This window comes from Pseudonocardia sp. D17, from assembly GCF_036984265.1.
Lineage (GTDB): Bacteria > Actinomycetota > Actinomycetes > Mycobacteriales > Pseudonocardiaceae > Pseudonocardia > Pseudonocardia benzenivorans.
Window position 1 is genome coordinate 41,368 of sequence record NZ_BPRG01000030.1, and the last position, 14,111, is coordinate 55,478.

Here is a 14,111-nt window from a genome sequence, read left to right on the forward strand (position 1 = left end):
AGCCTCGCGATGGCCGTCGTCGTCGCCGCCCTCTACGCCGTCGGGTTCTACCTGCTGCTGCAGCGCTCGCTCATGCGCGTGCTGCTGGGCGTCGTCGTGCTCGGCCACGGCGCGAACCTGTTGCTCCAGCTCACCGGTGGTCCGCCGGCGCGGCCACCGATCCTCGGCGGGTCGGCCGAGGGCTCGGCGCCGCTGGCCGACCCGCTGCCGCAGGCACTCGCGCTCACGGCCGTCGTCATCACGTTCGCGATGACGACCTACCTGCTCGCGCTCGGCTACCGCTCGTGGGTGCTCGTGGGCCACGACGAGGTGCAGGACGACCTCGAGGACCGCCGGATCGCGCGCCGGCGCACGCCGACGGCGTCGATGGGCGAGGAGGCCGACGAGCAGGGCGACGAGGTGGGTGTGGACCCCGGCTCGGCCGCGGCGTCCGGCGACCCCGTGGGGGACCGGTCGTGAGCATGCTGCCGGCACTGCCCGTGCTCCTGCCGCTGCTGGGAGCGGGCGCGACCGTCGTCGTCGGACGGTGGGCCTGGGCGCAGCGGGTCATCGGCGTCACCGTGCTCGCCGCCGTCTCGGTCGTCGCGGCCGTGCTGCTGGTCATGGCCGACCGCGGGGGGCCCGTGGTCGCCGAGATCGGCGGCTGGGCCGCGCCCGTCGGGATCGTGCTCGTCGCCGACCGGCTCTCCGCGCTGCTGCTGCTGATCTCGACGGTCGTCACCCTCGCGGTGCTGGTCTACGCGATCGACCAGCGGATCGCCGACTACGGCAGGCGCACCGCGTCCACGACGTTCCACCCGATCTTCCTGGTGCTCTCGGCCGGGGTGTCGCTCGCGTACCTGACCGGCGACCTGTTCAGCCTCTTCGTCGCGTTCGAGATCATGCTCGCCGCGTCGTACGTGCTGATCACCCGCCGCACCGACGCGCGGCGCATCCGCTCCGGGATGACGTACGTGATCATCAGCCTGACGTCGTCGCTGCTCTTCCTGACGACGGTCGCGCTGGTGTACGCGGCCACCGGCACCGTCAACCTCGCCGACCTCGCCGAGCGCGTCGCGGCGCTGCCCACGGGCCTGCAGACGGTCCTGGCGCTGCTCGTGCTCGTCACCTTCGGGATCAAGGCGGCGATCGTGCCGCTGCACTTCTGGCTGCCCGACAGCTATCCCAACGCTCCCGCCCCCGTCACGGCGCTGTTCGCGGGCCTGCTCACCAAGGTCGGCATCTACGCGCTGCTGCGGACCCGGACGCTGATCTTCCCGGAGGGCCACCCGTCCGTGCTGCTGCTCGTGCTGGCCTCGGTGACGATGATCGTCGGGGTGCTGGGCGCGCTCGCGCAGAACGACCTCAACCGGATCCTGTCGTTCCTGCTGGTCAGCCACATCGGGTTCATGATCTTCGGGCTCGCGGTGACCGACGCGGCGGGTGCCGGGGGGACCGCGCTCTACGTCGTCCACCACATCACCGTGCAGGCCACGCTCTTTCTCGTCTCCGGGCTCATCACGCGGCGCACCGGCACCGTGTCGATCGACGCCATGGGCGGTCTGGCGAAGCGGGCCCCGCTGCTCGCGGTGCTGTTCGCGATCCCCGCGCTGACCCTGGCGGGGGTGCCGCCGACGTCGGGGTTCGTCGCCAAGCTCGCGCTGCTGCAGGCGGGTGCGGGCGACGGGGTCGCGACGAGTGTCGTCGCCGGGATCGTCATCCTCGCCAGCCTGCTGACGCTCTACGCCGTCGTGCGGGTGTGGGTGCGGGTGTTCTGGGGCGAGCCGCGCGAACCGCTGCCCGACAACGACCCCGACGACGACCTCGTCGTCGGGACCGCGCGCACGGCCACCCCCATGTACGTCGCGACGGCAGCGCTCGTGGCCGTGAGCCTCACGATCGCGGCCGCGGCCGGGCCGCTGTCGGCGGTGACGACCCGCGCCGGGGACGACCTCGTCGCCCGCACCCCGTACCTGGGTGCGGTCCTCGGACAGGAGGGTGCCCGATGAGCGAGCGTGCGAGAGACGCATCGACACGGCGCCTGCGCGCAACGCCGGGCCCGCGCAGCGGGGGAGTGCGATCATGAGTCACCGGGTGCGGCAGGTGTTCTGGCTGACCGTCGTCTGGGTGCTGCTGTGGGGGACGCTGCGGCCCGCGACGATCGTCGGCGGGGTGCTCGTCGCCGTGCTGGTGGCGTGGCTGTTCCCGTTGCCGCCCATGCGCGACCCGATTCCGGTCCGGCCGCTGCGGCTGTTGTCGCTGGCGTCGTTCGTGGCGCTCGACCTGCTGCGGTCGGGGGTGCAGATCGGGTGGGAGACACTGCGCGGCGGCGGCCGTGGGCCGGCGGCGGCGATCATCGCGGTGCCGTTGCTGGCGCACTCGGCGCGGGTCGTCGCCGTGCTCGCCGGGGCGGTCGCACTCACCCCGGGCAGCTACGTCCTGCAGATCGACCGGACCCGGGCGACGTTCTGGGTCTACGCGCTCGGCGTCGGTGGCGACGGCGCCGTCGAACGCGTCCGCCGCGAGGTGCTCGTCCTGCAGCGCAAGGTGATCGCCGCCCTCGGCACCGCCGACGAGCTGGCCGCGAGCGACCGCGGGCTGGCCGCGGCCCGGTACAGGAGCGCCCCATGACCGTCGTGTTCACCCTGACCCTGGCGATGCTCGCCGCCGCCGCCCTGCTGACCACGCTGCGGCTGCTGCGCGGGCCCACCACCCTCGACCGGATCACCGCGCTCGACGTCCTCGTCGTGGTCATCGTCTGCGGGGGCGCGGTGTACGTCGCGGTCAACCGGGACAGCTCCAACATCCCGCTGCTCGCGGCCGTGGCGCTGATCGGCTTCGTCGGCTCGGCGACGGCGGCCCGGCTCGTCGAACGACGGGAGCGGCACCGGTGAAGGACATCGTGACGTCGGTGCTGCTGCTCACCGGCGCGGCGGCGAGCCTGCTCGGCGCGCTCGGGCTGGTCCGGTTCCCCGACGTCCCCTCGCGGCTGCAGGCCGCCACGAAGCCGCAGACGCTCGGGCTGCTGCTCATCCTCCTCGGCACGGCGGTGCAGGTGGAGTTCGAGAGCGCCGCGACGCTGCTGCTGGTCATCCTGTTTCAGGTCATCACGGCGCCGGTGCTGTCGCAGATCGTGGGGCGCTCGGCCTACCGGTCGGGGACGCTGCGCCGGGACACGCTCGTCGTCGACGAGCTCGCCGACCCCATGGCACGCGACGACGACCCGCCCGGCCCGACCCCGCGAGGCGGTGGCGGAGGGCCGTCCTAAGCTCGCCGGGTGCCCATCTACGCTCTCGGCGACCTGGTGCCCGACATCCACCCCGACGCCTACGTGCACCCCGACGCCGTCGTCATCGGCGACGTGCGGCTCGGGGCCGAGGCATCGGTGTGGCCCACGGCCGTGCTGCGCGGCGACGACGGCTACATCGTCGTCGGTGCCCGGACGAGCATCCAGGACGGGACGATCATCCACACGACGGCACGGCAGCCGACCCTGATCGGCGACGAGTGCACCGTCGGGCACAACGTCCACATCGAGGCCGCGACGATCGGCGACCGGGCGCTCATCTCGTCGGGGTCGGTGGTGCTCAACGGCTCGACCGTCGGCAAGGGCGCGGTCGTCGCCGCCGGCGCCGTCGTGTCGCCGAACGCGGTGATCCCGGACCGGGCGATGGCGCTCGGCGTGCCCGCGCGGGTCCGCGAGGGCCACGAGGTGCCCGACGACCAGTGGGAGTACGCGGTCGGGTCCTACGTCGAGCGCAGCAGGCGGTTCCGCGCCGGGCTGCGGCGGCTGGAGCCCTGATGCCGGCCAAGCCCCTGCACGAGGTCGTCGAGGCCGGGTGGGCGCAGGCGCTGGAGCCGGTCGCGCCCGTCATCGCCGCGATGGGCGAGTTCCTGCGCGCCGAGATGGCCGCGGGCCGCCGTTACCTGCCGGCCGGGGCGAACATCCTGCGCGCCTTCACCCAGCCCTTCGACGACGTGCGGGTGCTGATCGTCGGGCAGGACCCGTACCCGACGCCGGGGCACGCTGTCGGGCTCTCGTTCTCCGTGGCGCCCGAGACCCGCCCGGTGCCGCGGTCGCTGGCCAACATCTTCCGCGAGTACTCCGACGACCTGGGCCATCCCACGCCCTCGACGGGCGACCTGACGCCGTGGGCGCAGCAGGGCGTGCTGCTGCTCAACAGGGTGCTGACGGTCGAGCCCGGCACCCCCGGCTCGCACCGCGGGAAGGGCTGGGAGGCGGTCACGGAGCAGGCGATCCGCGCCCTCGTCGCGCGCGACGCCCAGCCCATGGTCGCGATCCTGTGGGGCCGCGACGCCCGCAACCTGTTGCCCCTGCTCGACGACGTGCCGTGCATCGAGTCGGCCCACCCCAGCCCGATGTCGGCCGACCGCGGCTTCTTCGGCTCCCGGCCCTTCTCCCGCGCCAACGACCTGCTCGAGGAGCTCGGCGGCGAGCCGGTCGACTGGAAGCTGCCCTGACCGCTCGCCGGGCCTGCGCGCCGGTTCGTGAGCGGGTCGTGAGATCGCGGCGGCGCGCAGGTGACACGTCCGGGGGCGGAGCCGGCGCACGCCGCGGTCGCCGGTCCTGACGCGTCCTGCCGCCCGTCCTGGGGTCCGCGGCGGGCCCGGACGTGCGAGAGGGCGGCCCCGATGTCCGGGACCGCCCTCGCGCAGAGGTGCTGTGGCGTCAGCCGCGCGTCACCTTGCCGGCCTTCAGGCACGAGGTGCACACGTTCTGCCGGCGCTTGTTGTTGCCGGCGTCGCGGGTGCGCACGGTCTGGATGTTCGGGTTCCAGCGGCGGTGGGTGCGGCGGTGCGAGTGCGAGACGGACATGCCGAAGCCCGGACCCTTGCCACAGACGTCGCAGACGGCAGCCACGTCGGTCACTCCTAGCGGGTAGACGAGATGTTCTCGGTGCGGGGCCACGACGCGGACGTGCGCCGGTACCCCGTAAGTGCCTCCAGGGTACCCAGCCCGCCGGACGCGTCGCACACCCCCCGGTCGCTACCCTCCCGATGTGCCCTCGATCATCGACGCGGCCCTGCTCGGCCGGTGGACGGCGGCGTCCACGGCGGCCCTCGAGCGGCGGTGCGCGGAGATCGACGACATCAACGTCTTCCCGGTCGCCGACGGCGACACCGGCACCAACATGCTGCTGACGATGCGCGCGGCGGGCGACGAGCTGCGCCGCCGCTTCCGCGAGGACGGCTGGCCGCCCACGCCCGACGGCCCGGGGTGCGCGGAGGCCGCCGCGGCGCTGGCCAGGGGGGCGCTCGTCGGCGCCCGGGGCAACTCCGGGGTGATCCTCTCCCAGGTGCTGCGCGGGATGGCCGAGGCGATCGCGGACGCGGCCGGTGCCGTCGACGCCGGGGCCCTGCGCGCCGGGCTGGAACGCGCGCACCGGCTCGCCCGGGCGGCCGTGGCCCGGCCGCGGGAGGGCACCGTCCTGAGCGTGCTGCAGGCCGCCGCCGAGGCCGCCCGCGACTGCGGGGGCGACTCCGAGCGCGAGGTCGCCGCCGCTGCCACCGCGGCCGCCGTCGCAGCCCTGCGGATGACCACGGGGCAGCTGCCCGAGCTGGCCGCGGCGGGCGTCGTCGACGCGGGCGGGTACGGGCTGGTGGTCGTGCTCGACGCGCTGGCCACGGCGCTGGGCAGGCCCACCGACGAGGCGCCGGACGTGCCGCGCTCGCGGGTCAGGGCCGCGCGCGGGGCGGAGGCGCTCACGACGAGCCGGGAGAGCGGCGCCGACGCCTTCGCCTACGAGGTGATGTTCCTGCTCGACGGCACCGACGACGAGCGCGTCGCCGCACTGCGTGCCGACCTGACGGCGGTCGGCGACTCGGTCGCCGTCGTCGGCGACGGGACGGCGGGCGGGACCGGCCTGTGGAACGTCCACGTGCACTGCAACGACATCGGCGCGGCCGTCGAGGCGGGGATCGAGGCGGGGCGCCCGCACCGGGTCACGGTGATGCGCTTCGAGGACCAGGTGCCCGCCGCCGACGGGGGCCGGTTCACCCGCGAGCGCGCGGTCCTGATGGTCGTGGAGGGCGACGAGGTCGCGGAGCTGGCCAGGGAGTCGGGTGCCGACGTCGTCGAGCGGACCGGCACGCCGCCCGGCGCCGACGAGCTCGTCGCGGCGCTGGCCGGGACGCGGGCGCGGCACGTCGTGCTGCTGCCCGACGACCCGGAGGTCACCGCACACGCGGAACGCGCGGCGTCGGCGGCCCGGCGCGACGGGCAGGAGGTCGTCGTCATCCCGACGTCGTCGGTGCTGCAGGGACTCTCGGCGCTCGCGGTGCACGACCCGGCCCGCCGGCCGGGCGACGACGTCGTCGCGATGGCCGAGGCCGCGGCGGGTACCCGGACCGGGGGGCTGCTCGTCGCGGAGTCGGAGGCGCTGACCTGGGTGGGCCAGTGCGCGCCCGGCGACGTGCTGGGCATCAGCGACGGGGAGGTCGTGCTGATCGCCCCGGACCTCTCCGTCGGTGCGCTGTGGTTGGCTCACCGCATGCTGACGGCCGGGGGCGAGCTGGTGACCGCGCTGCTCGGCGCCGACGCGGACGCCGACCTGGGCGAGCGCCTGGCCGAGGACCTGCGGCGCACCCACCCGGAGGTCGACGTGCTCGTGTACCGCGGCGGCCAGGCCGACTACCCGCTGGTGCTGGGGGTCGAGTGAGGGTGCTCCGGGACGGGGATCGGGACGGGGATCGGATGACGGGGATCGGATGACGCTGCGGATCGCCGCGCCCTCGGGCGGCGGCGTCGACATGGACACCCGGCTCGACGGGCCGCTCGGCAAGCGCGCCGCCGAGGCCCTCGCCGCCCGGCTCGACCTGCACACGGTCGGCGACCTGCTGCGGCACTACCCGCGCCGCTACGTCGACCGCGGGAAGCTCTCCGACATCAGCGGGCTGGAGATCGGCGAGCACGTCACCGTCGTCGCCAAGGTGGAGAAGGCGACGTTGCGCGACATGCGCAGCCGTCGCGGCAAGCTGCTCAACGTCGTGATCCGCGACGACAAGGGCGGCCGGCTCTCGTGCACGTTCTTCAACGGCTACAAGGTCTCCCACGTGCTCACGCCCGGGGTGCGGGCGCTGTTCTCCGGCAAGGTCGGGGTCTTCCAGAGCCAGCTGCAGCTCACCCATCCCGAGTTCGAGCCGCTGGAGGAGGGCGAGGACGTCCGGCCGTTCGTGTCGGTCTACCCGGCGGTCGACAAGCTCAACTCCTGGGACATCGCCCGCTGCGTGCGCCAGGTGCTCGACCAGCTCGACGACCCGACCGACCCGCTGCCGGAGGACATCCGTCGCCGGGAGAAGCTGCCGGAGCTGGGCCGGGCGCTGCGGCGCATCCACCTGCCCGAGACCGAGGCCGACCACCACGCGGCCCGCGCCCGCCTGGTCTGGGACGAGGCGCTCGGCGTCCAGCTCGCGCTGGCACTGCGGCGCCGGCACGCCACCGAGCGGCCCGGCACGGCGAGCCCGCCGCGGGCGGGCGGCCTGCTCGACGCGTTCGATGCCCGGCTCCCGTTCGCGCTCACCGACGGTCAGCGCGCCGTCGGCACCGAGATCGCGGCCGACCTCGCCCGCGAGACGCCGATGAACCGGCTCGTGCAGGGCGACGTCGGCGCGGGCAAGACGGTCGTGGCGCTGCGGGCGATGCTGCAGGTCGTCGACAGCGGGCGGCAGGCCGCGATGCTGGCGCCGACGGAGGTGCTCGCCGCCCAGCACGCCCGGTCGCTGCGGTCGCTGCTCGGCCCCCTCGGCCGGGCGGGCGAGCTCGACGGCGCCGAGGAGGCCACCAGGATCACCCTGCTCACGGGCTCGCTGGGCACCGCGGCGCGCCGGCAGGCGATGCTCGACGTGCAGTCGGGCGCGGCGGGGATCGTCGTCGGGACGCACGCGCTGATCCAGGACAAGGTGAGCTTCGCGGACCTGGGCCTCGTCGTGGTCGACGAGCAGCACCGGTTCGGCGTCGAGCAGCGCGACGCGCTGCGCGGGCGCGGCGAGCGCACCCCGCACATGCTGGTCATGACCGCGACGCCGATCCCGCGGACCGTGGCGATGACCGTCTACGGCGACCTCGAGGTCTCGGCGCTCACGGAGCTGCCCCGGGGCCGCTCGCCGATCAGCACGACGGTCGTGCCCGCGGGGGAGAAACCCGCGTGGCTGGAGCGGGTGTGGCAGCGCATCCGCGAGGAGGTCGCCGACGGTCACCAGGTCTACGTCGTGTGCCCGCGGGTCGGCGGCGACCCCGCGAAGGCCGACGACGGCGATCTCTTCGAGGGCGAGCTCGTCGACCTCGACGACCCCGACCCCGACGTCGGTGGAGGCGCCGGCTCCGACGACGGGGCCCGCCGCCCGCCGCTCGCGGTGCTGGAGGTCGCGCCGAAGCTCGCCGAGGGTCCGCTCGCGGGGCTGCGGCTGGGGATCCTGCACGGCAAGCTCCCGGCCGACGAGAAGGACGCCACGATGCGGGCCTTCGAGGCGGGGGAGATCGACGTCCTGGTCGCGACGACGGTGATCGAGGTCGGCGTCGACGTCCCCAACTCGACGGGGATGGTCATCCTCGACGCCGACCGGTTCGGCCTGTCACAGCTGCACCAGCTGCGCGGCCGGGTCGGCCGTGGCGAGGCGCCGGGCGTGTGCCTGCTCGTCACCGACGTGCCCGCCGGCACCACGGCGCGCGAGCGCCTCGACGCGATCGCGTCGACCACCGACGGTTTCGAGCTCGCCCGGCTCGACCTGGAGCTGCGGCGGGAGGGCGACGTGCTGGGCGCGGTGCAGTCGGGCAAGCGGTCGACGCTCAAGCTCCTGTCGCTGCTGCGCCACGAGACGGTCATCGAGAAGGCGCGGGTGTACGCCACCGACATCGTCGACCACGATCCCGACCTGGCCGGGCACCCGGGCCTGCGGACGCTCGCGCGCCAGGTCGTCGGCGACGAGGAGCAGGCCGAGTTCCTGTCGAAGGTGTGAGCCCTGCCGGCGCTCAGCTCAGGCGGAGAGCTGCCCGCGCGACTCGGCGTCGAGGGCGGCCACCGCCGTCTTCGGCAGGTGGATGACGCCGGCACGGTCGAGCCTGCTCAGCTCGGAGCGGGCCTTGGCGTAGGCGGCGAGCCGCTCGGCCTCGCTGTCGGAGTCGCGGGCCGTCGTCAGGAGCTTGATGATCCGCTCGACGCTGCCGCGCTCCTCGGGCGTGAGGTTCGACAGCCGGATGCGCTCGGCGGCGTCGATCGCGGCCCGCCACGCCCGGTCGGCGCGCTCGACGGCCGCGATGAACGACCGTGCGTGCTCCGGGGGCGGCGGCGCGTCGGTCTCCAGGGCCTGGGCCTCGGCGAACGCGTCGACGAACCGCGCGGTGCTGGGGACGGTGACGTCGCACAGCGCGGGCAGCCGCAGCACGGCCATCGGGTCGCACTCGTAGGCGGCGTAGTGGGTGCGCAGCGCGTCGAACCGCTTCTTGGCCACCTGCCACGGCGGGGGCTGCGGGGCGCGCGGCGGCACCGGGCGCGCGGCGACCCGCGGTACCTGGGCGGCGGCCATCCGACGCCGGCGGTGGCCGGTGGCCGCGATGCTCACGAAGATCAGCAGCGGGAAGATCATGCCACTGGTCGCCCAGCCCATGAACAGCAGCGGCGGCGCGGCCATGATCAGGATGAGGGGCAGGAGCGCGAGCACCGTCGGGACGCGCGGGCCGACCGGCCGGCCGTAGTGCGCGAACCCGTGGCCCTGCAGCGGCCCGGCGCCGGGCCTGCCGCGGTAGCGGCCGTACGGCGGCGGGCCGAAGCCGCCGTGCCGCATCCGTCCCGGCGGCGGGACCGACCTGGCCGCCCACCCTGCTCGCGCGCGAGACCGTCCCATGCCTCCTTGGTACCCGATGAGGTGGTCGTCGCGCATCGTCGTGACCGGGGAATCGGCGTACGGCCCCGCTGGTCCGAGCGGGTAGCGCGCGATACGCGGCGTTCGTGAGGGTCGCCCGGTCGGACGTGTGCCGAGCGCATGCGGATCGGTTCCGGGCCCGTGCGTCGCCCGGGGACGCTCCGGGAGCAGCCCCCGGAGGGGGTGACGGGCCGCTCTCGTGGCGGCCCTGACCGGCGCACCATGAGACGATCTCGCGCGTCCCGGGCGCCACCCGTCCCGGACACCAACCCCCAGACCCAGGGAGTCCGATGTTCGGCAAGGTGCTCGTCGCCAACCGGGGCGAGATCGCGATCCGCGCGTTCCGCGCGGCCTATGAGCTCGGGATCGCGACCGTCGCGGTCTACCCCCACGAGGACCGCAACTCGCTGCACCGCGCGAAGGCCGACGAGTCCTACCTCATCGGCGAGCGCGGCCACCCCGTCCGGGCCTACCTGTCCGTCGACGAGGTGGTGGCCGCAGCCCGGCGCGCCGGTGCCGATGCGATCTACCCCGGCTACGGCTTCCTGTCGGAGAACCCCGATCTCGCCGAGGCGTGCGAGGCGGCGGGGATCGTGTTCGTCGGGCCGCCCGCCGAGGTACTGCACCTGACCGGCAACAAGGCCCGCGCCGTCGCGGCGGCGCGCGAGGCCGGTGTGGCGGTCCTGCGTTCGAGCGAGCCGGGCACCGATGTCGACGCGCTGGTCGCCGCCGCCGACGAGATCGGCTTCCCGATCTTCGTCAAGGCCGTCGCCGGTGGTGGCGGGCGCGGCATGCGCCGCGTCGCGGAGCCGGGAGACCTGCGGGACGCGATCGAGGCGGCGATGCGCGAGGCCGAGTCGGCCTTCGGCGACGCGACGGTGTTCCTGGAGCAGGCCGTGGTCAACCCGCGGCACATCGAGGTGCAGATCCTCGCCGACGGCCAGGGCGACGTGGTGCACCTCTACGAGCGCGACTGCTCGGTGCAGCGGCGCCACCAGAAGGTCATCGAGATCGCCCCGGCGCCGAACCTCGACCCGGAGCTCCGGGACCGGATCTGCGCCGACGCGGTCGCGTTCGCCCGCCACATCGGCTACGTCAACGCGGGCACCGTCGAGTTCCTGCTCGACGAGCGCGGCAACCACGTCTTCATCGAGATGAACCCGCGCATCCAGGTGGAGCACACGGTCACCGAGCAGGTCACCGACCGCGACCTGGTGATCGCGCAGCTGCGCATCGCGGCGGGGGCGACGCTGCCGTCGCTGCGGCTCACCCAGGACCAGGTGACGCTGTCGGGTGCGGCGCTGCAGTGCCGCGTCACCACCGAGGACCCGGCCAACGGGTTCCGCCCCGACACCGGGACGATCAGCGCGTACCGGTCCCCGGGCGGCCCGGGCGTGCGGCTCGACGGCGGCACGACCCACACCGGGGCCGAGGTCAGTGCGCACTTCGACTCGATGCTGGTCAAGCTGACCTGCCACGGCCACGACTTCTCCAACGCGGTGCGCCGGGCGCGGCGGGCGATCGCGGAGTTCCGCATCCGGGGGGTGTCGTCGAACCTGCCGTTCCTGGCGGCGGTGCTCAACGACCCCGACTTCCAGCAGGGCCGGGTCACGACCAGCTTCATCGAGGACCGGCCGCACCTGCTCAACGCCCGCCCGTCGGCCGACCGCGGCACGCGGCTGCTCAACTACCTCGCCGACATCACCGTCAACAAGCCGAACGGGCCGCGGCCCAAGGTCGTCGAGCCCACCGACAAGCTGCCGCGGGTCGACCTGAAGGCCCCCGCGCCCGACGGGTCGCGCCAGCTGCTGCGCGAGCTCGGGCCCGAGGGCTTCGCGGCGCGGCTGCGCGAGCAGACCGCCGTCGCCGTCACCGACACGACGTTCCGCGACGCGCACCAGTCGCTGCTGGCGACGCGGGTGCGGACCCGTGACCTGCTCGCGGTCGCCCCGTACGTGGCGCGGACGGCGCCGCAGCTGCTGTCGCTGGAGTGCTGGGGCGGGGCGACCTACGACGTCGCGCTGCGGTTCCTGGCCGAGGACCCGTGGGAGCGGCTGGCGGCGCTGCGCGAGGCGGTGCCGAACGTGTGCACGCAGATGCTGCTGCGCGGGCGCAACACGGTCGGCTACACGCCGTACCCGACCGAGGTGACCGACGCGTTCGTCGCCGAGGCGGCCGCGACGGGGATGGACATCTTCCGGATCTTCGACGCCCTCAACGACGTCGAGCAGATGCGCCCGGCGATCGCCGCGGTCCGCGAGACCGGGACCAGCCTCGCCGAGGTGGCGCTGTGCTACACCGCGGACCTGTCCGACCCGGGCGAGACGCTCTACACGCTGGACTACTACCTGCGGCTGGCCGAGCAGATCGTCGACGCGGGCGCGCACGTCCTGGCGATCAAGGACATGGCGGGCCTGCTGCGCCCGCCGGCGGCGCGGACGCTGGTCACGGCGCTGCGCGAGCGGTTCGACCTGCCGGTGCACCTGCACACCCACGACACCGCGGGCGGCCAGCTCGCGACGTTGACGGCGGCGATCGACGCCGGGGTCGACGCGGTCGACGCGGCGGTCGCGAGCATGGCGGGCACGACGAGCCAGCCGTCGCTCTCCGCGCTGGTCGCGGCCACCGACCACACCGAGCGGGAGACGGGCCTGTCGCTGCAGGCGGTCGGCGACCTGGAGCCGTACTGGGAGGCGGTCCGCAAGGTCTACGCGCCGTTCGAGTCCGGGCTCGCGTCCCCGACGGGTCGGGTCTACCACCACGAGATCCCGGGCGGGCAGCTGTCCAACCTGCGCCAGCAGGCCATCGCGCTCGGCCTGGGCGACCGCTTCGAGCTGATCGAGGACTGCTACGCCGCGGCCGACCGGATGCTGGGCCGGCTGGTGAAGGTGACGCCGTCGTCGAAGGTCGTCGGTGACCTGGCGCTGCACCTGGTCGGCGCGGGCGTCGACCCGGCCGACTTCGAGTCCGACCCCGCCAAGTTCGACGTGCCCGACTCGGTGATCGGCTTCCTGCGCGGCGAGCTGGGTGACCCGCCCGGCGGCTGGCCCGAGCCGTTCCGGACCCGGGCGCTGGAGGGGCGCAAGCCCGAGCACGAGCCGGCCGAGCTGTCGATCGACGACCGCCGCGGGCTGCGCGAGGACCGCCGCCGCACGCTCAACCGGCTGCTGTTCCCCGGCCCGACCAAGGAGTTCGAGACCCACCGCGAGGACTACGGCGACACGAGCGTGCTGTCGAGCAAGGACTACTTCTACGGTCTCGAGCCCGAGGTCGAGCACTCCGCCCCCATCGACCGCGGCGTCGACCTGATCATCGAGCTGGAGGCGATCTCCGAACCCGACGAGCGCGGCATCCGCACCGTGCTGACCACGCTCAACGGCCAGCTGCGCCCGGTCTCGGTGCGCGACCGCTCGGTGGCCACCGACGTCAAGGCCGCCGAGAAGGCCGAGCGCGGCAACGACCGCCACGTCGCCGCCCCGTTCGCGGGCGTGGTGACGCTCCAGGTCGGCGAGGGCGACCAGGTCGACGCCGGGCAGACCGTCGCGACGATCGAGGCCATGAAGATGGAGGCGTCGATCACCGCGCAGAAGGCGGGCACCGTCGAGCGGCTCGCGATCGGGAAGGTCCAGCAGGTCGAGGGCGGCGACCTGCTGCTGGAGATCTCGTGACGGGGCCGTGACGCGGATCATCGCCGGCCGGGCCGGGGGGCGGCGCCTCGTCGTGCCGCCCCGCGGCACCCGGCCGACGTCCGACCGCGTGCGCGAGGCACTGTTCAGCGCGCTCGACGCCGACCCGGGCCTCGACGGCGCGCGCGTGCTCGACCTCTGCGCGGGCTCGGGCGCGCTCGGGTTGGAGGCGCTGTCGCGCGGCGCGGCGCACGCGGTGTTCGTCGAGTCCGACAAGAAGGCGGCGAACATCCTGCGGCGCAACGTCTCCGAACTCGGGCTCGGGGGAGAGGTCGTCGCCGCGACGGTGGCGGCGGCGCTGGCGGGCGCCCCGCGCGGGCGTTTCGACGTCGTGCTCGCCGACCCGCCCTACGCCGTGCCCGACACGGAGATCGCGGCCTGGCTCAGCGCGGCCGCCCGCGGCGGCTGGCTGGCCGAGCAGACGGTCGTCGTCGTGGAGCGGGACGCCCGGTCCGGGTCGTTCGGCTGGCCGGAGGGTTTCGAGGGGCGGCGTGAGCGCCGTTACGGGGACACGGTGCTGCACGTCGGGGTCCGGTACGGTCCGGCCTCGTGATCTCCCCGACGCAG

Annotated in this window: 13 protein-coding genes; 11 read left to right on the forward strand and 2 right to left on the reverse strand. The window is 74.5% G+C overall.

Translation table 11 applies throughout. The features are described 5' to 3' along the window. Positions 1-9: 9 nt before the first annotated feature. The 7 genes from PSD17_RS04280 to PSD17_RS04310 all read left to right on the forward strand — a co-directional run bounded on the left by PSD17_RS04280 (position 10) and on the right by PSD17_RS04310 (position 4,461). Entirely contained in the window at positions 10-459 is a 450-nt protein-coding gene (locus PSD17_RS04280; protein ID WP_083845478.1) for an NADH-quinone oxidoreductase subunit K, read from the forward strand. Positions 460-461: 2 nt separating this feature from the next. Next, positions 462-1,988, forward strand: a complete 1,527-nt coding sequence (locus tag PSD17_RS04285) for a Na+/H+ antiporter subunit D (RefSeq protein WP_013676838.1) — start codon at positions 462-464, stop codon at positions 1,986-1,988. Between the two features lie 73 nt (positions 1,989-2,061). Beyond that, on the forward strand, positions 2,062-2,610 hold the full coding sequence (locus tag PSD17_RS04290) for a Na+/H+ antiporter subunit E (RefSeq protein WP_013676837.1): 549 nt from the start codon (positions 2,062-2,064) through the stop codon (positions 2,608-2,610). Beyond that, a complete protein-coding gene (locus PSD17_RS04295) occupies positions 2,607-2,873 on the forward strand; it encodes a monovalent cation/H+ antiporter complex subunit F (protein ID WP_013676836.1) in 267 nt (88 codons plus the stop codon). Before PSD17_RS04290 ends, PSD17_RS04295 begins: the two co-directional genes overlap by 4 nt. Next, the gene (mnhG, locus tag PSD17_RS04300) at positions 2,870-3,247 is read left to right on the forward strand and encodes a monovalent cation/H(+) antiporter subunit G (RefSeq protein ID WP_013676835.1); all 378 of its coding nucleotides are present in this window, start codon (positions 2,870-2,872) and stop codon (positions 3,245-3,247) included. The genes PSD17_RS04295 and mnhG overlap by 4 nt, the downstream gene beginning before the upstream one ends. A 9-nt stretch (positions 3,248-3,256) precedes the next feature. Then, the gene (locus PSD17_RS04305; RefSeq protein WP_013676834.1) at positions 3,257-3,781 is read left to right on the forward strand and encodes a gamma carbonic anhydrase family protein; all 525 of its coding nucleotides are present in this window, start codon (positions 3,257-3,259) and stop codon (positions 3,779-3,781) included. After that, positions 3,781-4,461 (forward strand): uracil-DNA glycosylase, encoded by a 681-nt coding sequence (locus tag PSD17_RS04310; RefSeq protein WP_339121683.1) that lies wholly within the window; start codon positions 3,781-3,783, stop codon positions 4,459-4,461. Before PSD17_RS04305 ends, PSD17_RS04310 begins: the two co-directional genes overlap by 1 nt. Positions 4,462-4,669: 208 nt before the next feature. Here PSD17_RS04310 and rpmB read toward each other — a convergent pair whose 3' ends face one another. Continuing rightward, positions 4,670-4,861: a 50S ribosomal protein L28 gene (gene rpmB, locus PSD17_RS04315; protein WP_013676832.1), complete on the reverse strand. Its 192-nt coding sequence runs from the start codon at positions 4,859-4,861 to the stop codon at positions 4,670-4,672. A gap of 139 nt (positions 4,862-5,000) precedes the next feature. On the opposite strand from rpmB, the gene PSD17_RS04320 reads away from it, so the two are divergent. Then, complete coding sequence (locus PSD17_RS04320; protein WP_103383607.1) at positions 5,001-6,659, forward strand: DAK2 domain-containing protein; 1,659 nt, start codon at positions 5,001-5,003, stop codon at positions 6,657-6,659. A gap of 91 nt (positions 6,660-6,750) precedes the next feature. Then, entirely contained in the window at positions 6,751-8,955 is a 2,205-nt protein-coding gene (locus PSD17_RS04325; protein WP_339121736.1) for an ATP-dependent DNA helicase RecG, read from the forward strand. Positions 8,956-8,973: 18 nt separating this feature from the next. On the opposite strand, the gene PSD17_RS04330 is transcribed toward PSD17_RS04325, so the two are convergent. Next, positions 8,974-9,840, reverse strand: coding sequence for a DUF2786 domain-containing protein (locus PSD17_RS04330; RefSeq protein WP_143770596.1), 867 nt, complete (start codon positions 9,838-9,840; stop codon positions 8,974-8,976). A gap of 308 nt (positions 9,841-10,148) precedes the next feature. On the opposite strand from PSD17_RS04330, the gene PSD17_RS04335 reads away from it, so the two are divergent. Then, positions 10,149-13,526, forward strand: a complete 3,378-nt coding sequence (locus PSD17_RS04335; RefSeq protein WP_339121686.1) for a pyruvate carboxylase — start codon at positions 10,149-10,151, stop codon at positions 13,524-13,526. Positions 13,527-13,533: 7 nt separating this feature from the next. Next, the gene (gene rsmD / locus PSD17_RS04340; protein ID WP_013676827.1) at positions 13,534-14,097 is read left to right on the forward strand and encodes a 16S rRNA (guanine(966)-N(2))-methyltransferase RsmD; all 564 of its coding nucleotides are present in this window, start codon (positions 13,534-13,536) and stop codon (positions 14,095-14,097) included. The last annotated feature ends 14 nt before the right edge of the window (positions 14,098-14,111 follow it).

What these genes read in the sequence shown, in the direction of transcription:
- PSD17_RS04325 (WP_339121736.1), top strand. Translation starts at nt 6,751, where the DNA reads ATGGACACCCGGCTCGACGGGCCGCTCGGCAAGCGCGCCGCCGAGGCC.
- PSD17_RS04280 (WP_083845478.1), top strand. Translation starts at nt 10, where the DNA reads ATGGCCGTCGTCGTCGCCGCCCTCTACGCCGTCGGGTTCTACCTGCTG.
- PSD17_RS04310 (WP_339121683.1), top strand. Translation starts at nt 3,781, where the DNA reads ATGCCGGCCAAGCCCCTGCACGAGGTCGTCGAGGCCGGGTGGGCGCAG.
- PSD17_RS04295 (WP_013676836.1), top strand. Translation starts at nt 2,607, where the DNA reads ATGACCGTCGTGTTCACCCTGACCCTGGCGATGCTCGCCGCCGCCGCC.
- PSD17_RS04330 (WP_143770596.1), bottom strand. Translation starts at nt 9,840, where the DNA reads ATGGGACGGTCTCGCGCGCGAGCAGGGTGGGCGGCCAGGTCGGTCCCG.
- PSD17_RS04290 (WP_013676837.1), top strand. Translation starts at nt 2,062, where the DNA reads ATGAGTCACCGGGTGCGGCAGGTGTTCTGGCTGACCGTCGTCTGGGTG.
- PSD17_RS04335 (WP_339121686.1), top strand. Translation starts at nt 10,149, where the DNA reads ATGTTCGGCAAGGTGCTCGTCGCCAACCGGGGCGAGATCGCGATCCGC.
- PSD17_RS04285 (WP_013676838.1), top strand. Translation starts at nt 462, where the DNA reads ATGCTGCCGGCACTGCCCGTGCTCCTGCCGCTGCTGGGAGCGGGCGCG.